The 17,121-nt window shown below is 63.5% G+C and carries 17 protein-coding genes; all 17 read left to right on the top strand.

The annotated features are described in order from the left end of the window. The first annotated feature begins 3 nt into the window (after positions 1–3). The 17 genes from EO087_RS14285 (at position 4) to EO087_RS14210 (ending at position 17,103) form a co-directional block, all read left to right on the top strand. Entirely contained in the window at positions 4–450 is a 447-nt protein-coding gene (locus EO087_RS14285; protein ID WP_128899457.1) for a phage tail protein, read from the top strand. Between the two features lie 7 nt (positions 451–457). Then, complete coding sequence (locus tag EO087_RS14280) at positions 458–838, top strand: hypothetical protein (protein WP_205744377.1); 381 nt, start codon at positions 458–460, stop codon at positions 836–838. Then, positions 787–984: a DUF6760 family protein gene (locus tag EO087_RS16955; protein WP_128899456.1), complete on the top strand. Its 198-nt coding sequence runs from the start codon at positions 787–789 to the stop codon at positions 982–984. The genes EO087_RS14280 and EO087_RS16955 overlap by 52 nt, the downstream gene beginning before the upstream one ends. Positions 985–987: 3 nt before the next feature. After that, positions 988–1,518 (top strand): phage tail protein, encoded by a 531-nt coding sequence (locus tag EO087_RS14270; protein WP_128899455.1) that lies wholly within the window; start codon positions 988–990, stop codon positions 1,516–1,518. 641 nt (positions 1,519–2,159) lie between these two features. Next, positions 2,160–2,765 carry a hypothetical protein gene (locus tag EO087_RS14265; RefSeq protein ID WP_128899454.1) on the top strand — a complete coding sequence of 202 codons (606 nt, stop codon included), beginning with the start codon at positions 2,160–2,162 and terminating at the stop codon, positions 2,763–2,765. Next, the gene (locus EO087_RS14260; RefSeq protein ID WP_128899965.1) at positions 2,765–3,412 is read left to right on the top strand and encodes a peptidoglycan-binding protein LysM; all 648 of its coding nucleotides are present in this window, start codon (positions 2,765–2,767) and stop codon (positions 3,410–3,412) included. The genes EO087_RS14265 and EO087_RS14260 overlap by 1 nt, the downstream gene beginning before the upstream one ends. A gap of 2 nt (positions 3,413–3,414) precedes the next feature. After that, complete coding sequence (locus EO087_RS14255) at positions 3,415–4,464, top strand: phage late control D family protein (protein ID WP_128899453.1); 1,050 nt, start codon at positions 3,415–3,417, stop codon at positions 4,462–4,464. Further along, positions 4,461–5,099, top strand: coding sequence for a phage baseplate assembly protein V (locus EO087_RS14250; protein WP_205744375.1), 639 nt, complete (start codon positions 4,461–4,463; stop codon positions 5,097–5,099). Before EO087_RS14255 ends, EO087_RS14250 begins: the two co-directional genes overlap by 4 nt. A 13-nt stretch (positions 5,100–5,112) precedes the next feature. After that, entirely contained in the window at positions 5,113–5,529 is a 417-nt protein-coding gene (locus EO087_RS14245; RefSeq protein WP_128899452.1) for a PAAR domain-containing protein, read from the top strand. A 3-nt stretch (positions 5,530–5,532) separates the two neighbouring features. Next, positions 5,533–5,937, top strand: a complete 405-nt coding sequence (locus EO087_RS14240) for a GPW/gp25 family protein (RefSeq protein WP_128899451.1) — start codon at positions 5,533–5,535, stop codon at positions 5,935–5,937. A gap of 9 nt (positions 5,938–5,946) precedes the next feature. Then, on the top strand, positions 5,947–6,162 hold the full coding sequence (locus tag EO087_RS14235) for a hypothetical protein (RefSeq protein ID WP_205744374.1): 216 nt from the start codon (positions 5,947–5,949) through the stop codon (positions 6,160–6,162). 6 nt (positions 6,163–6,168) lie between these two features. Next, complete coding sequence (locus EO087_RS14230; protein ID WP_128899450.1) at positions 6,169–9,240, top strand: hypothetical protein; 3,072 nt, start codon at positions 6,169–6,171, stop codon at positions 9,238–9,240. 3 nt (positions 9,241–9,243) lie between these two features. Beyond that, positions 9,244–10,362, top strand: coding sequence for a hypothetical protein (locus EO087_RS16320; RefSeq protein ID WP_164931859.1), 1,119 nt, complete (start codon positions 9,244–9,246; stop codon positions 10,360–10,362). After that, positions 10,359–11,348, top strand: a complete 990-nt coding sequence (locus EO087_RS14225) for a phage tail protein (protein ID WP_164931858.1) — start codon at positions 10,359–10,361, stop codon at positions 11,346–11,348. Before EO087_RS16320 ends, EO087_RS14225 begins: the two co-directional genes overlap by 4 nt. After that, complete coding sequence (locus EO087_RS14220) at positions 11,345–12,226, top strand: hypothetical protein (protein WP_128899448.1); 882 nt, start codon at positions 11,345–11,347, stop codon at positions 12,224–12,226. Before EO087_RS14225 ends, EO087_RS14220 begins: the two co-directional genes overlap by 4 nt. Beyond that, complete coding sequence (locus EO087_RS14215; RefSeq protein ID WP_128899447.1) at positions 12,219–14,954, top strand: hypothetical protein; 2,736 nt, start codon at positions 12,219–12,221, stop codon at positions 14,952–14,954. The genes EO087_RS14220 and EO087_RS14215 overlap by 8 nt, the downstream gene beginning before the upstream one ends. A gap of 7 nt (positions 14,955–14,961) precedes the next feature. After that, on the top strand, positions 14,962–17,103 hold the full coding sequence (locus tag EO087_RS14210; RefSeq protein WP_128899446.1) for an ATP-binding protein: 2,142 nt from the start codon (positions 14,962–14,964) through the stop codon (positions 17,101–17,103). The last annotated feature ends 18 nt before the right edge of the window (positions 17,104–17,121 follow it).

Here is a 17,121-nt window from a genome sequence, read left to right as displayed (position 1 = left end):
GACATGGCCAATCAACTGACCGATCCGTTCCGTGGTTTTCGCTTCCGCGTGGAAATCGCCGGTATCCAGGTGGCGGCCTTCGCGGAAGCCAGCGTGCCCGACATCACCGTGGACAGCGTCGACTACCGTGAAGGTACCGATCCGATCTACAAGCGCCCCTTGTCCGGCCTCACCAGCTACGGACGCCTGAGCCTGAAGAAGGGCCTGACCGACGGCATGGATCTCTACAACTGGCAGCAGCAGGTATCGCAATTGGGATCGGGCAGCCCCAATGCGCAGAAAAACATCTCGCTGATCCTGCTGGACACCGATGGCAGCGAGAAGGTGCGTTGGAACGTGATCAACGCCTGGCCGACGAAATACGAGACCAGCGGCATGAACGCCGCCAGCAGCGACGTGATGGTCGAAACGCTGGAGCTGGCCATGGAATACATGAACCGAATCAAGTGAGGCAGTCATGAGCGTGATCAGTACGGAAGTGGAATTCACCTTGCCCGTCGGCTACCGCGACGCGGACGGCACACTGCAACGGCAGGGCGTGATGCGCATGGCCACCGCGGGCGACGAGATATTGCCACTGAAGGACCACCGCGTGCAGGCCAACCCCGGCTATCTCGCCGTGATCGTGCTGTCGCGCGTGATCGTGAAGCTCGGCACGCTGGAGATGATCAACACCAAGGTGATCGAGGAGCTGTTCGCGGTGGATTTCAATTACCTGCAGCAGCTCTACAACCGCATCAACCAGATCGATGGCAGCGCCGCCGACGCCGTGCCGGAGGTCGGCGCATTCATGGGAAAACGCGACCTGTTGCAGATGAACGGCTCTACGCTGAAATAGCGTTCATCGCCTATCACTTTCATTGGTCGCTGGACGAGGTGATGGCGATGGAGCACGCCGAACGTCGCCACTTCTGCGAACACATCAGCCGCATCAACCAAGCGATGAGCGCGGAAGAGCCGCGCCGCGATCTCAACCTGGAGTGAGCTATGGCATTGGGCATCAACGCCGCGGCCGCCGCCGCACAGCGCATGGGCGCGCACCTGGATCCGTTCAAGGCTTACAGCTTCTTCGTGGAAGTGGAAGGCATCCTGGTCGGCGGCTTCACGTCGGTATCCGGGCTGGAATCGAAGATGGAAGTCATGACCGTGCGCGAGGGCGGCGTCAACGACAAGAGCTACTCGTTGGGCGGCGTGGTCAGCTACACGCCGATCGTGCTGGAATCGGGCATTACCGCGCTCGATCCGGTGTGGCTGTGGTACCAGTCCACGCTGCAGGGCAAGATCAAGCGCAAGAACGGCTCGATCTACCTGCTCGGCGACATGGGCATACCCAACGTCTGGTACGACTTCTACAACGCCTGGCCCACGGAATGGCAGGGGCCGCGTCTGGATGCAAGCCAGAGCCTGGTCGCCACCCAGCGTTTCGTGCTGGCGCACGAAGGCATCAAGAAAAGCCTGGCCGCCACAGCGTATGCCGCCGCGGCCGGTGCCGCCAACGCGGTGATGGGGGCGTTGTGATACGCAGCCGCGCGCCGATGGCGACGATCAGCATGCGCTTCAGCACGCATGCGTTTGCGCCTGGCGTGAGCGGGAGGTGGGCGCATCTGGTGTATCTGTCGCCGGTTTCAACGTCGATGCAGCTTGTCGTGCAGGTGATCGTGCGTGCGTGGTCGCGACTGGCGCGGATGCGATGGCATGTGGGGCGAAACCGTGCAGGTTTGTCGTGCGCCAAATTCAAGCGGGTCATTGTGGCCTTTCGGCATCACGCGGGCGGTTGGTTGCCCTGTACTTGTCGCACCACTCCAATACGCATTAAGCCAGCCCCCTCTCCCCCATCTTTGATAAATAACGGGGGAGAGGGTTGGGGTGAGGGGCTGGGCTTGCGGGAGACTCGGGGGCTACGCGTAATTTTTGTTCTTTAAATCTCGCGTGGAACAAGCCATTTCGCGAGATTCGCCCCTCACCCCAACCCTCTCCCCCGTTATTTATCAAAGATGGGGGAGAGGGAGCTGGCTTACCGCGACAGGTGGCTACCTGTCAGCAGGCATCAAACGGAAAGACGTGATCGAGAGACAGAGCCTTCGCCGGGGCGACGATCGAGATTGGATGCGCATGGCGAAAGGCAAAGGAGCATTCGTCTCCAGTTCCGGCGTCACGCATTGACTTCCTTGTCATTCATCCAGCGCGTGCTTTGCGCATTCCAAACATCGACACATCGGCAGCACGAATACAGCGGAATTTTTCCGATCGCGCACCCACCACCATGGCCGACACAACGGCAAAGCATTGCGCGAGCGAACACATCGACCGCTTCGGCCGTATCCGGCCCTCCGGATGCACAGACTAATTCGCAGAGCCAGTCAATCCGCGTAGGCTGGGATGAAATCCCAGCACTGGGAGCTGCAAAAGCGCTGGGATTTCATCCCAGCCTACGCTCGCTTCGAATCGAACAGGGAATAACTCCGAGCATCCCTGCATTCACCGCGCAAGGCTCGTCCCTGCTGGCGGCATCGACAGGCGCAGCGACGCCGCTCGTTTACCGCGCCGCCGCCACCGCGCCATCGCGCTTGATCAAGCAACAGGTGGAACGCATCGAGCAGCAACTCACCCGCCGCATCGTGCGCGAGGTGGCTCAGTCCGCGCCGTCGCGCGAGCAGGTCGAGCAGGCGGCGTTTGCTCCGCACATGGTGCGCGAACTGGCCAGGCAGGTGGCCGGCGTGATGGCGCGGCGGGTCAGCCTGGAACGCTACCGCAGGGGGCTGTGATGCTGGAGAAGGCGAAAATCATCGTGCAGTCGTCACCGACGAAAACCATTCCGGTGATGTACAACCCCACCGAGCTGTCGCTCAACAAGACGGTGCTGGCGGCGGGCGAGGGTTCCAACGTGCAGTTCCAGCGCGTGGTCGACGACGACCTCACGGTCAACCTGTTCTTCGATACCTACGACAGCAAAAGCGACGTGCGCAAATACACCGACCAGATCGCCGCGCTGACCAAGCCCACCGCCGGCACGGGCATGCGCCGGGAACCGCCGACGGTGGTGTTTTCTTGGGCCGGCGCGCTGTTTACCGGCATGGTGGTGAAGCTGGAGCAGAAATTCACGCTGTTCCTGGAATCGGGCGTGCCGGTGCGTGCGGAGTTGCGCGTCACCTTCAAATCGATCCTGACGCCGCAGCAGGATCTGGCTTCGCGCGGCTATGCCAACTGCCGCCAGTTCTGGACCGTGGCCGAAAACGATCGCCTGTACCTGATCGCCCAGCACACGCTCGGCGATGCATCGTTGTGGCGGCTGATCGCGGACGCCAACGCGATCTACGACCCGCTGAACTTCCCCACGCCCGCCGACATCGGCAAGACGCTGGTGATCATCGACGTGCACGGCGAGTCGTACAACCCGCCGGCGAGGGTGTGAGCATGTGCAGCGCGCGGGTCGAAACGGCGGCTTTCCAGATCCTGCTCAACGGCAGGCCGCTGGCGAACAACCTGTCGAGCGCGATCACCGCGGTGGAGGTTTCCAACCAGTTGAACGTGCCGGGCATGTTCAGCTTCACCTTCAACTTGATGTCGCCGCAGGGCAATTGGCAGGGGGTGGATCTGGAAACCTTCAAACCGGGTGCGAAGGTGGAAGTGCAGCTTGGCATCGGCCAGCCGAAGTCGCTGATCAAGGGGCAGATCTACGCGATCGATCCCAGCTTCGGGCCGTATTCGAGCGCAACGGTCAGCGGATTCGACGCCATGGCCAGGCTGCGCTTCGGCAATCACACCCGCGACTACGAGAACATGGACGAAAACCAGATCGCGATCACCGCGGCCAAATCCTCGCAGGTGAAAGTGGTGACGCCCGGCGCCGCGGTCGCGCTCAACGCATGGGTCTGCCAGAGCGAGCAGAGCAATTACGATTTCATCCTCGGCCGCTGCAAACTTATTCATTACGAACTGGTGGTCAGCGGTACCGACGTGCAATTTCGGCCCAGCGCGGAAGGCTTGAGCCCGGTCAAGACCCTGAGCTTTCCACTCAACCTGCACAGCGTGAGTCTGCAGTTGCGCGTGCGCACCGAAGGCAGCAGCGTGAAGGCGGTGAGTTTCGATCCGCTTACCAACCAGCAAATCGTCGCGCAGAGCAATCCCAATACGACGCGCGTCAAGATGGGCGGCAGCGAGACCGGTTATGACTTCAGCAGCGACTTCCCCAGCGCCAGCATGGCCCTGGCCGATTATTCGATCACGCGGGTGGAAGCCCTGCAGGCGTATGCGAACGCCGAATACCTGAAGAACGTCGGCGGTTTTATCGAGGGCAGCGCGGAACTGGCCGGCGACCCGAGTCTGGTGGCCGGCGTGAACGTGCGGCTCAAGGGGCTCAGCCAGAGCTTCGACGGCATCTATTACGTGCAGGGCAGCACGCATCGCTACGACCTCGACAGCGGCTACCGCACGAGCCTGACATTGAAGAGGAGCGGTGCATGAGCATCAACGTGGATTTCGCCATGCCTTCATCGTCGTCGACGCCGAACGCGATGGGGGTGGTGATGGCGACCGTGAAGGAAACGAAAGATCCCAAGGGCCTGGGACGGGTCACCGTGACGTTCCAGCTCAAGGGCAGCACAGTCACCACGGACTGGCTGCAGGTGATGAGCTTCTACGGCGGCGCCGATTACGGTGCGTTCTTCCTGCCGCGCGAGGGTGATTCGGTGCTGGTGGCCTTTATCCAGGGCAACGCGAATGCGCCCATCGTGCTTGGCACCCTGTGGAATGGCGGCATCAAGCCACCGGTGCAAGGTGCGGAAAAGCAGCAGGACGTGCGCGTGATCAAAACCAAGCAGGGCAAGCAGCTGATCTTCGACGACAGCAAGAATGGCCAGCTTACGCTGATCGACGAAAAGCAGAACGCGATCACCCTCGACACCGCGAACAATCGCATCAGCATCGAAAGCAAAGGCGACATCAGCATCAGTGCGGCCGGCAAGCTGAACCTGAAGGCGCGCGAGGTGACGATCCAGAACACGACCGGCGCGGTGAAGCTCGTGCTTGGCGCCAGCGGCATGCAGGCCAACGGCGGCAGCAGCATGAAGCTCAATGCCGCCACCATCGAACTCAACTGAGGAGCATCACACCATGCCGGGAAAACCCGCAGCGAGATTCGGCGACAGCATCGTCAATGCGGCCGATATTCACATCGTGATGATTCCCTCGCCCGGCGGGCCGATGCCCACGCCGGAGCCGTGTCCGTTCAATGGCAGGATCACGCAGCAGGTCAGCCGCAACGTCTTCATCAACAAGCAGCCGGCCGCCTTGCAGGGTTCGATGGCGAACAACCTGCCGCCGCACATTCCGCAAGGCGGTCCGTTCCAGAAGCCGCCCACTAACCTGGGACGCATCCTGCTCGGCAGCACCACGGTGCGCATCAACGGCCGTGGCGCGGCGCGCGCGGGCGATCCGTGCGAAACCTGCCACGACCTGCCCCCGGCCGGTCCGCAGGCGCCGCTGCCGATGGTGGTGTTGAACGGTCCCGGCAACGTGTTGATCGGGTGAGCCATGAACGCGATCCGCAACAAAGGTGACGATTTTCTCGGGCGCGGATGGGCGTTTCCGGTGCGCGTGCAGGGCGGCAGCATCTGCTTCGCCGTCGACGAAGACGACATCCGCCAGGCGATCGTGCTGATTCTTCAGACCGCGCCGGGCGAGCGTGTGCTGCTGCCCGATTTCGGCTGCCGCATCAACGAACTGGTGTTCGCCGCCGGCAATGCCGCGTCGCTGAGCCTGGCGCAGCTTTACGTGCAAGATGCGCTGGAGCAATGGGAGCCGCGCATCCAGCTCGTTGGGGTGACGGCATCGATCGATCTGGATCAGCCGCAACGCATGATCATTTCCGTGGATTACGTCATCCGCGACAAGAACCGTCCCGACAACCTGGTCTATCCGTTCTATCTGAAGAGCTGAGGAGTCCGCATGAACATGCCGCCATCGATCGATGACGCCGGCCTTGTCTCCAGCAAGATCGAACAGCGCCTGATGGCGCTGCGCCAGGAATACGAAACCGGCCAGGCGCAACTGCGCGCGCTGGAACAGCGCACGCGCGAACTCAAGGACACGCTGCAGCGGATCAGCGGCGCCATCGCCGTGCTGGAGGAACTGGCCGCCGACGGGAAGCTCGGTGCGGTGTGACGCATCATGACTGATCCGATCCTGGATTTCCGCAGCACCGATGCGTTCTACCAGCAGGCGCTGGCGCTGGCGCGCACCTATACGCCGGACTGGACCGATCCATGGAGCACGCAGGAGCCGGATGCGCAGCAGGTGAACCAGGATCCGGGCCTGGTGCTGCTGAAGTTGTTCGCGCTATTGGGGCGCTACATCGGGCAGATGCAGAACCAAGTCCCCCATCAGCGCAAGCTGGCCTTCTATCAATTTCTCGACATGCAACTGCGCCCGCCGCTGGCGGCGCAGGCGCCGCTCGCCTTCACGCTGCAGGCGGAGCAACCGCCGTGCGCGATACCGGCCGATACGGTGGTGTCGAACAGCGACGATCCGCTGATGGCGTTCCAAACCAACGAAGCGCTGGAAGTCGTGCCTGCCACCTTGTCGGCGCTGCTGACGATGATTCCCTCGCAGGATCGCTACATCGACGTTTTCGACGCAATGGGCAAGGGCCAGCCCATACCGTTGTTTCTCGCCGGGCAGGACAGCCAGCAGGAACTGCCCTTGTCGCACTGGTTCATGCTCGGCGATCCGCAACTGTTCAAGCCCGATCCATCCTTGCAACGCATCACGGTGCACCTCAGCGGCGCGCGGCTTGCCGCGGAGTATTTCGAGCAATGGGCCGATGGCGCGCTCGCGCCGCTGGCGGCCACCGTCATCGGTACGATCGGCGATCTTGATCTGAGCATCGAGGTGACCCAGGCGCCCACTGCCGGCCCGCTGACGCTGACGCAACTGGAAGCGGAGCTGTACCAGGCCGATGGCCGCAGCAGCGGTTTCGCCGGCAATCCGGATGCGGATGCGGAACAACCGATGTACTGGCTGCTGGTGCGGCCGGCGCCGACGCTGCGCGTCGTCAATGCGCTGGCGAGCGAGTTGCCCAGCGTGTCCGCCTTGAGTTGCACCTTGAGCGGCGACGGCATCCAGCCGGAACAGGCTGCGTGCGGTACGGTGATCGTCAACTTGCGCAACGGCGTGTATCCCTTCGGGCAGACGCCGGCGGTGGAAGACGCGTTCTATATCTGCTCCGACAATCTGTTCGTGCGCCAGGGCGCGCAGATCACGCTGAACTTTGCCTTGAGCTACGTCACCACGGATTACCCGGTCACTTTGTACTGGCAGTATTGGGACGGTTCCACCTGGCAATCGCTCAATGCCACGCCCACCCAGATCGGCACCTATCACTTCATCGACACCACCAACGCGCTGCGCGGCAATCCGCTCGGCGCGAGCTATGTGCAATTTCTGTGTCCGGCGATGCAGCGCACCACCGTGGCCGGTGCGGAAGGCTATTGGCTGCGCGTGGTGATCGCCGCGGGCGGCTACGGCGAGATCGGTGCGATCACCACCCAGGCGGTGAGCACCACCATCGACCAGATTCCCGACAGCATTCTTCCGCCCGAGCAGAAGCAGCAGGTGACGGATTATCTGAACAACGTGGAGGGCGTCAATTTCTCCTATACCTATACGCCAAGCAGCTACGCGCCGCCGTATATCCAGTCGCTGTGCCTGAGCTATGCCTACACGGCCACGCCGCAGAGCCTGTGGACCTACAACGCCTTTGCGCTGGAAGCCTTCCGCCACAGTCCGTTCAAGCCGGTGACGGATCGCTACACCAGTTGCTATCTGGGCTTTTCGCCGCAGGATTTCGTCCGCTACACGCTGGGGCGCGGCCTGTCGCTGTATTTCTATCTGTCGCGGGAATACGACCTGCCGGCGCCCACGCAGCAGTGGGAGTATTACGACGGTGCCGCCTGGCAGGCGTTGTCGATCGACGACGGCACCAAGGGTTTGACGCGCTCAGGCATCGTGCGCTTCACCGTGCCGGATGATCTGATCGCCGCCACGCTGTATTCGCAGGACGCCTGCTGGCTGCGCATCCTCAATCCGTATCCGCGCCAGGACGTCGACGTCTATGGCATCTATCCCAACGCGGCGATGGCCGGCAATCGCAGCACCGTGCTGAGCGAAATACTCGGCTCCAGCAACGAGCAGCCCAGCCAGTCGTTCGAGCTGAGCTACACACCGGTGCTGCAGGGCTTACAACTGGACGTGATCGAGCCGGCCGGCATGGAACCGGCGCCCGCGCCGGACGATGGCGATGCGCTGAGTTTTTCCGTCACGCCTTCCGCGACCAGCGCGGGCGGCAGCGATACCACGGCGCGCCGCTGGACCCAGGTGGAAAATTTCTGCTTCTACGGACCGACCGATCGCGTCTACACGTTGAACAGCGAAAACGGCAGGGTCACCTTCGGCGATGGTTACAACGGCATGATTCCCCCCGCCGGCTACAACAACATCGTCGCCAGCCATTACGAATATACGCAGGGTATTGCCGGCAACGTGGCGGCCGGCAAGCTCAGCGTGCTGCGCGAGGGTTTCAGCGCGATCGCCGCCGTGAACAATCCCGCGCCGGCGCAGGGCGGCGTGAACGGCGACAGCGTCGGCGACCTGGAGGCGGCGGCGCCCACGCAGACAAAAGCCAACGATCGCGCCGTGCAACTGGACGACCTGGGCACATTGGCGCGCGCCGCCAGTTCGATGGTGAGCCGCGCGCGCGCCGTGGTGACGCCGGATCAGCGCATCGCGATCGGCGTGCTGGCGCTCTCCGACGCGCCGCGCCCGTATGCGCCGCCCGCCTTGCTGGATCAGGTGACGGCCTATGTACGTGCACGCTGCCTGGCGCCGCTGGCGCCGCGCATCGGCAGTTGCGGCCCTAGCTATGTCGCCATCGACGTGGTCGCGCAGGTGGCGGCCGACGTGCCCAGCGATCAAAGCAACGCCACCCAGCAGGATCTGGCTGCGCAACTGCAGGCGTTTTTCCAGCCGGTATTCGGCGGTCCGGACGGGCAGGGATGGGCTTTCGGGCAAACCGTGCAGGCGGCGCAGGTGACGCGCATGCTGCGCAAGGACAAGCGCGTCGGCGCCGTGCTCGGCATCGCCTTGAACGGCGTGCAGAACGGCAACGTGCCGCTGGCGCCGGATCAGTTGCCGGTAGCGGGCACGATGAGCGTGTTGGTGTACGCGACCGGTGCGGGAAGGTAGCGCATGAGTTTCGAACTGCCGGATCTGGATACGCGCGACAGCGCCGCCCTGCAGGCGGAGCTGATCCGGCGCATTCCGCAGTTCACGCGCCTGTGGACCGATTACAACGACTCCGATCCGGGCATCACGCTGTTGCAGTTGCTGTGCTGGATCGGCGAATCCCTGCTGTACCAGAACAACGCCATTCCCATCCAGGCGGACCAGAATTTTCTGCGCGACGTATTGGGGCTGGCGTTTACCTCCAACACGACGCCCTACAGCGAGGCGGCCGAAAAGGATTTCGATTTCGCGTTCCAGGGCCTGCGCGACGTGCTCGGGCAGATCGAAGCCGGCGTCACTCTCACGCGCGCGCAATTGCAGCATGCGGTGCTGGATTACCGGGATACACCCTATCTGGCGCTGAGCCTGAGCGACGTGCAGGCATTGGCCCTGCAAACGAATGCGATGATCGATGCGCAGCAGTCAGCATCGCAGGATTCGTCGAAAACCGTCCTGCGCGTGCGGCGCGCCGATGCGCTGGTGAGCGGCGAGGCCACGAATGCTTACGTGCTCAGCGATGCGGCGTGGTCCTATCAGCTCATCGATCCGACCGATGCCGGCGCGCCGCCCCCGCCCGGAAGCCGGCGCAGCGTGCTGGTGCTGCAGCCGCCGCTGGGGCAGGCTGCGGCGGATGCGGCGCAGGCGGAGAAAACCTTGCTGGACAGCGTGCGCACCTACGTGTCGCCGCGTGTGCTGCTCGGCAACCGCGTGAACGTGCGCGCCGCGCAGCTCACCGACATCAATCTCGACGTGTCCGTGCGCTGTCCACCCAACGTGGTGCTGAAGACGGTGCTGACTGCGTTGATGAATACGCTGTTCGCTTATTTCCAGCCCGGCGAGCGCTGGGCATACGATCGTCCGCCCGAGCTGGAAGATCTGCAGCATGTGATCGAGAGCGTGCCCGGCGTTTCCGGAATGGACGGCATGCAATGGAGCTATGCGCCCAGTGCGCAGCTCGGCTGGCTGGCGCAATTGAACGTCAACGCACTGCTCGCGGATCTGCCGCCGGGCACGCCGGCCATGCTTTACCGCGGATTGCCGCGCGTGCGCTGCATCAGCCTGCAGGCGAGGAACGCGGCATGAGCATGCCTGCCAGCTATCTGCGCTATCTCCCCGCCGCGTATGCGAAGGCTGACGACGGCTTTCTCGCGCGCTATCTGACGATCTTCCAGAAGCTGCTCACCGGTATCGCCGACGGCACGCTGGACGGGCGGCGCGGCATCCAGGAACTGCTCGCCGCGGACGTCGTCGGCAGCTTGTTCTACAGCCGTTTCAGTTTTTTGTTTCCGTCGGGCGACGACACCTTCATTCCGCCGATTTCCGGCAGCGAGCACCGCGACGCGATCCTGCGCGATTTCGACAGCTACATCGGCGTGCCCGAGCTACGCCTGCCGCTGACGAGTGCCACCGCGGCGAATGCGCAGGACGACGATCCGCTCGCCAGCTTCAGCGCCTGGCTCGACGGCGTGCTCGACTGGCTGGCCGGATGGGTGAACCTGCTGCTGGACGGAAGCTGGTCGCTGGATCGGAAGCGAGAGGTGATCGCCCAGATCATGGCCTTGTACCGGCTGCGCGGAACCGCGCAAGGCATGAACATGATGCTGGATCTGTTTCTGGATCTGCCGATGGAGGTGAGTTGCTATACGCCGCCGGGCAGCAAAGCAGTCACCAGCACGGTGAGCATCGAGGTGCTGAACCCGTCGCCGCCCGACATCGTGATCGGCGACACGGCCGGCAGCACTTACATCTTGCCATGCGCCTGGCGGCCGGGGCTGCCGCTGTTGTCGGGCTATGCGCCATGGCTGTTTCTGGTGCAGGTGATGCTGCCCAGGTACAGCGATGCGCAACACGTGCTCGACGACGACGGCGCGGACCAGGTGCGCCAGCTGCTGGCGAAACTGCCGGTGCTGCTCGACGCGATCAAGCCCGCGGCCTGCCGCTACCAGGTGCAGATCCTCGGCGGCATGTGTTTTCAGCCAAGCCCGGTATCGCCGCCGCCCGCACCGTCTTTGCCGGACCCCAAACTCGATTTCACCACCCTCCTCGGTAGCACGTTGCCATCTTCATGACTACGCCAACCACATCGCTCAGCGCGTCCACGCCACCGCCCGCGCCCACACCGCCGATTCCGGCGAATATCGCGTACACGGTGAAATACCAGGCCGGCATGTTCCTCACCGCCGAGAACATGACGACGGCGCAGAACTATCTGGTGAACTGGATGCAGTTGCAGAACCAGATGCTTTACACGCCGGGCGTATTGAACGGCCTGGCGGTGAGCAGCGCCGGGCCTGCCAGCCTGGCGGTGCAGCCGGGCACTGGTTTCGACGACAACGGTTGTTTCCTGATCCTGCCTGGCGACAGTGCGCAAGCGTTGGCGCTTCCTTCCGGCGCGACGGACCAGGTGTACAAGGTGTATCTGGTTTACCCGGATCCGAACAACCCGCCGCCGGTGCAAGGCACGTCGGACACCGAGGTGAACATGGCCAGCGGCCTGCAGGTGCTCGATGATGGCGCCAGTGCGCCGGGCCGCAGCGTGGTGCTGGCGCAGGTGACGGTGAAGAGCGGCGTCATCGATGGCGTCACCGACCTGCGCGCACCGGTCGCCAGCCGTCTTCCCGCCAACCTGGGCGGCACTGCGGATATCAACGCGATGGCGCCGAAGGGCAGCAGCCAGAGCATGTTGCGCGGCGTGGCGTCCGTGCCGAGCACGGATCTGCGCCAACCTGGCAAGAGCGTGGAACAGCCGGTGTACTTCAACCCGCCGCCGGGCAGCGAATGGAAGCGGATTCCGCAAGTGATGGTCACCGTGCTCGGCAGCGTGCCGTATGCCACGGCGGTGAGCGGCGTCGATACGGAGAAATTCACGCTCACCTTGACGTCGCTGTTCTCGCTGGCCGCGGAAAACACGGGGCCGATCACCGTGCAATGGCTGGCCTATGTCTGAGCTTCCTCCCGTCGAACGCGTCAATTATTTTTCCGGCGAAGCCCTGCTCACCGGCGATTTCGTCTGCGAGCAGCACTACAACATACAGATGCGCACGCTGCTCAACAGCAGCCTGCACACCTGGGGCATCGCCAGCGGCCTGCTGGTGAGCTGGCAGGCCAGCAGCCAGTCGAACCAGGTGCGCGTAAGCCCGGGCATGGCGATCGACGAACTCGGTCGCCAGATCGTGCTCAGCGTCCCGCAGATCGTTGCATTGACGGCGGGGCCGGACGATGGCCCGATCTATCTCACCATCCGCTACAACGAGGTATACGCCGACTACAGCGTGGACAGCGGCGTGCCGGGCTACAAACGCATCGTGCAACAACCGCTGCTGGAACAACTGCCGACCCTGCAGCAGCCGGGCATCAACATTCTGCTGGCGGTGGTGTCCTTCTCGCCGCAAGGCAACATCAACGATCTGATCTTCAAGCAGGGCAACACCGAGCGGCGCTACGTCGGCTCGCGGCTGGGCCTGCTGGAGCTGGTCACCGAAGGCAGTGGCTCCGATCCCGTGCAGGGCGTGCAACTGCAGGCGCTGCGCGACCAGGATGGCAAGCACGATTACCTCGACGTTACCGCCAGCCGCAGCCAGTTCAACGGCATGCTCACCACGCGCGACAATCTCGGCATCGGCGTCGACTTTCCGAAGGCCAACCTGGAACTGGCGCGCATCGTTACGCCGGCACCCGGCACGCTCAAGGCGCAGGGCACGACGCTATTCATGCAGCCGGGCATCTTTCCGCCGCTGCAGCCGGGCGACGTGGTGATACCGCAGCGCATAAGGGGTACGGCCGCGCCGACACCAGGCCAGGCGGTGATCGCCGCGGTCGGCACCTCCGCCCGGCAAGGCGAGCAGGTCTACAAGATCCAGCGCGCCTTCGCCAATGACATGCTGGTGCCGGTGGGCTATGGCTACATCCGCACCCATCTCGTGCGTTTTCTGGCCGGCCTCAGCGAAGATCCGCCGCTGGAGATCTTCCGCATCGACAACGACGGCAATGTCGGTCTGGGCTTGCCGGCCGCCGCCAGCAGCGGCAAACCCGGGCCGGCGGCGCTGCGCATCACGCCCGAACGCAAGGTGGGCATCGGCTTCGACGATGCGGCCGTCATGCCGCAGGAAGCGTTGGAGGTGAACGGCACCGTCAAGGCGCTTTCGTTCGAAGGCAACGGCAGCAAACTGGAAAACCTGCCGATCCTCAGCTACTGGACCAAGCAGAATCCCACCGCGGCGCTGAGCCCGATCTACTACAACCAGGGCAACGTGGGCGTGCTGATGACCCATCCGCCGGCGTCGCTGAGCGTGGGCACCGGCGATGGACTGGTCGGCAACGGCATGGTGTCGGCCGATGCCGTCAATCCGTACACCCAGCTCAACGGTTTCAGCACCACGTTCACCAGCCAGATCGGCGTCGGCGACACCATCGTGCTGGGCTATCTGAAACAGCAGTGGCGTCAGATCAAGATAATCCACAGCAAGACGCAGCTTGAATTGAACGATCAGTTCCCGATCATTCTGGAGCAATCCAGTTACAGCTACGCGCCGGCCGACAGCAATGCCTTGCCGTCCGGCGCGCAACTGTTTTCGACGCCGACGCCGACGTCAACGCCAATACCAACGCAGGGCGAGAGCAAATCGGATGTAAAGCCCGGCCAGGGCACGATCAGCAGCAACGGCACGATGATCACCGGCAGCGGCACCGATTTCTCCAGCTTGCAGTCGGGCGATTGGCTGATGATCGACATGGTCAAGCCGGACCAGTCGCCCGGCAGCAACAGCAATTGGCAGGTGCGCTCGGTGGACAGCGATACGCAACTGACCCTGGTGGAAAAAAGGGACGGCAGCGAGCGTGTTTCGATTCCGGCCAATCTGTCCGCGTACATGGTGCTGCCCGCGCTGCTGGGATTGTTCCAGAGCACCGTCACGCTGGAGCAGGGCGACGATCCGCCGCCGCCCGCCATGCTGGTGCTCAACAACGGACCGGAAGGCGAGCCGAAAAACACCGTTGCCATCAACATGCCGCTGAACGCGCTGCAGAAGGGCTATGCGCTGGAAGTCAACGGCGACGTGAATTTCAACGGCGGCAGCAGCAACGTCGACCATCTGGTGGTGCGCCAGACAGCGCAGATCGGCCTGCAGAACGACAGCGGCACGGTACTGACCGTGGGCTCGCAGCCATCGCCGCAGCTTTTGACGGTTACCCAGAACAACGTGGTGATCGGCGTCAGCAGCGGCAGCAGCCTGCTCGAAGTCGGCGGCGCACTGACCGCCGCGTCGATGACGGTGGCCGGCGTGGCCGTGGCCGGCAACGGCAGCGTGAGCCTGCTCGGCAAGCGGGTGGCGATTCCGATCAGCGCCGGCAATCCCGCCTGCACCGGCACAGCCGCCACCGACGGCCTGATCGTGGTCAGCTTCGGACCACAGCAACTCAATGCGAGCGCGCCGGATTTTTTCGGCATGCTCAGCTGCACCCTCGGCGACGGCAGCCTCTACAAGACATGCGCCAGTTATCAATACCACCAGGACGAAAACGGCGCGTTCCAGAACCCCGTATTCGGCAGCCTGAACGTGCCGGTGTGCAACGGCGAAACCTGGAACCTGCAGCTCGACATCACCTGGAGCTACAACTGCTCGCTGTTCATCCAGGCGTATTGGGTGCCGTTCGGCCCCGACAGCGCCGCGACGTAAGCGTGCGATGCCGCACTTCGCCGACAACGAAGCTTTCATCGCGGCCCTGTGCCGTTATGCCGATCAGCTCATCGACCGCGCGATCATGGCGCAGCCGATGGCTGCTCCGTCGGCGCAAACCGCGCTCGCCTCGCGCCTGAATGCCGCGCGCGAACAATGGGCGCAAGGCCAGGACGCAGCGTTGGCCGCAGCGTGGCGGCAGCTCGAACAAGACATGCTGGCGACACTGGAGCAGGGTGTCTTCATTCCCTGGATCAACCTTGTACGGCTCTGCCAGCTTGATGCGCTGGAGCAGCAACTGTTGTTGATCGCCATGCTGCCGGACTTCGATGCCGCGTATCGCGCGCCCTTGCTGGAAGCATCCGGCGGCGAAAGCGTTGCCGACGCCTGCCTGCCATTGTCGGCAATCGCGCATCTGTTGGCAGGCATGCGCGAGGCGGTGCAAGCGACGCTGCTGTCCGATGGCGCGCTGCTGCACTGGCGCATTCTGGAGATCGAGCCGCAGGGCGACGTGTTGCGCCTGTGCGGTGGATTCCGTGTCGATCCCGCCGTTGCCGCCTATCTCTGTGGACGCGCCACGCCGCAACTGCGGCTTGCCGACGTGCTGCCGGACATCGCGCCGGACGGAGAGCTGGCAAACTTGCCGATCGATGCGAACACGCGCCGCGCACTGCAGAATTTTCTACTCCGTTGCGGCGCGGATGCTCCGGCCGACGCGAGCTATGTGCTGCAGTTGCAAGGACCGGACCCGCGCATGCTCGAACGCGTGTGCGCCGCGCTGTTTGGCGCGCTCGGCATGAGCTGCGCGCGGCTCGACAGCCGGCAATGGGCAGGCAACGATCACGCCGCGATGCTGCGGCGCCTGCGCCTGCTATGCCGGGATGCCTTGCTGTGTAACCGCGTGCTGGTACTCGCCGACTGTCGTCGACTGAGTGGCGATGGCGTCACGGACGACGCACCAGGGCTGCTGGAAAACGTGCTGGATACCTTGCTGGAAAGCCAGCGCTACGTCGTCACGTTCAACGGCCCGTGGCACCGGCTCGCCGAACACGCGCATCGCTATGCGCGGCACACGGCGATGCCACTGCTGATTCAACTGCCATCGCCGGACGTGGCCTTGCGCACGCAGATCTGGCGGGACGGCGCGCAGCGGCACACCTTGCCGTTGTCCGACGGACTGCTCGATCAACTGGTCAACAGCTATCTGTTCACCGCCTCGCAGATCGACGCGGTGCTGAAAGACACGGAAAGCAGGCGTTTGCTGGACGACGGCACGCCCATCGAGGATCTGCTGCTGGAAGCCTGCCGCGCGGCCAGCGTCAGCGAGCAGTTCAGCATCGCGCAGGAGGTGAAGACGCGCTACCGCATGAGCGACATCGTGCTACCGGACGCCACGCGATCCTGGCTCGAAGACGTGCTGCATTACGCGCGGCAGCGCCACCGGGTGATCGAGCAATGGGGGTTCGAACGGCACAATCCGAACAGCCGCAATCTTTGCGTGCTGTTCCACGGCCTCACCGGCACCGGCAAGACCATGGCCGCCTCCATCATCGCCAACGAACTGAACCTGGGCCTGTACCGGGTGGATCTGGCGAACGTGCTGAGCAAGTACATCGGCGAAACCGAAAAACACCTGGCGCAACTGTTCGACAAAGCCGAGACCATGAACGTGGTGTTGTATTTCGACGAAGCAGAAAGCCTGTTTTCCAAGCGCACCGAGACACGCGACGCGCACGACCGCTACGCCAACGTGCAAACCGGCTATCTACTGCAGCGGATCGAAACCTATCCGGGCATCGTGGTGCTCTCCACCAATCTTCTGAAAAACATCGACAACGCCTTCACGCGGCGCTTCAAGTTCATCATCGAATACCCATTCCCCGGCGCGGAGCAGCGCCGCGAACTGTGGCGCAAGGCATTCCCTGCCGACACACCGTTGGCCGGCGACATCGACATGGATCTGCTCGCCGCGAAAGCCGCGCTGAGCGGCGGGCACATCAACAACATCGCCCTGCGCGCCGCATTCTATGCCGCCGCCGAAAACGAAGCGGTGGGCATGGGGCACGTGATGAAGGCGGTTGAGCGGGAGTACGACAAGCTGGGCAAGGTGTTCGTGCGTGGCGAATTCGCGTGGGGTGAGGGCGATTAGTTGTGGTCGTAGGCGGGA

Origin of the sequence: Dyella sp. M7H15-1, from assembly GCF_004114615.1 — a bacterium.
Classification (GTDB): domain Bacteria; phylum Pseudomonadota; class Gammaproteobacteria; order Xanthomonadales; family Rhodanobacteraceae; genus Dyella_B.
The sequence above is the reverse complement of the archived record's forward strand: the minus strand, read 5'-3'. Positions and strand labels throughout refer to the sequence as shown.

What these genes read in the sequence shown, in the direction of transcription:
- EO087_RS14285 (WP_128899457.1), top strand. Translation starts at nt 4, where the DNA reads ATGGCCAATCAACTGACCGATCCGTTCCGTGGTTTTCGCTTCCGCGTG.
- EO087_RS14280 (WP_205744377.1), top strand. Translation starts at nt 458, where the DNA reads ATGAGCGTGATCAGTACGGAAGTGGAATTCACCTTGCCCGTCGGCTAC.
- EO087_RS14270 (WP_128899455.1), top strand. Translation starts at nt 988, where the DNA reads ATGGCATTGGGCATCAACGCCGCGGCCGCCGCCGCACAGCGCATGGGC.
- EO087_RS14260 (WP_128899965.1), top strand. Translation starts at nt 2,765, where the DNA reads ATGCTGGAGAAGGCGAAAATCATCGTGCAGTCGTCACCGACGAAAACC.
- EO087_RS14255 (WP_128899453.1), top strand. Translation starts at nt 3,415, where the DNA reads ATGTGCAGCGCGCGGGTCGAAACGGCGGCTTTCCAGATCCTGCTCAAC.
- EO087_RS14250 (WP_205744375.1), top strand. Translation starts at nt 4,461, where the DNA reads ATGAGCATCAACGTGGATTTCGCCATGCCTTCATCGTCGTCGACGCCG.
- EO087_RS14245 (WP_128899452.1), top strand. Translation starts at nt 5,113, where the DNA reads ATGCCGGGAAAACCCGCAGCGAGATTCGGCGACAGCATCGTCAATGCG.
- EO087_RS14240 (WP_128899451.1), top strand. Translation starts at nt 5,533, where the DNA reads ATGAACGCGATCCGCAACAAAGGTGACGATTTTCTCGGGCGCGGATGG.
- EO087_RS14235 (WP_205744374.1), top strand. Translation starts at nt 5,947, where the DNA reads ATGAACATGCCGCCATCGATCGATGACGCCGGCCTTGTCTCCAGCAAG.
- EO087_RS14230 (WP_128899450.1), top strand. Translation starts at nt 6,169, where the DNA reads ATGACTGATCCGATCCTGGATTTCCGCAGCACCGATGCGTTCTACCAG.
- EO087_RS16320 (WP_164931859.1), top strand. Translation starts at nt 9,244, where the DNA reads ATGAGTTTCGAACTGCCGGATCTGGATACGCGCGACAGCGCCGCCCTG.
- EO087_RS14225 (WP_164931858.1), top strand. Translation starts at nt 10,359, where the DNA reads ATGAGCATGCCTGCCAGCTATCTGCGCTATCTCCCCGCCGCGTATGCG.
- EO087_RS14220 (WP_128899448.1), top strand. Translation starts at nt 11,345, where the DNA reads ATGACTACGCCAACCACATCGCTCAGCGCGTCCACGCCACCGCCCGCG.
- EO087_RS14215 (WP_128899447.1), top strand. Translation starts at nt 12,219, where the DNA reads ATGTCTGAGCTTCCTCCCGTCGAACGCGTCAATTATTTTTCCGGCGAA.
- EO087_RS14210 (WP_128899446.1), top strand. Translation starts at nt 14,962, where the DNA reads ATGCCGCACTTCGCCGACAACGAAGCTTTCATCGCGGCCCTGTGCCGT.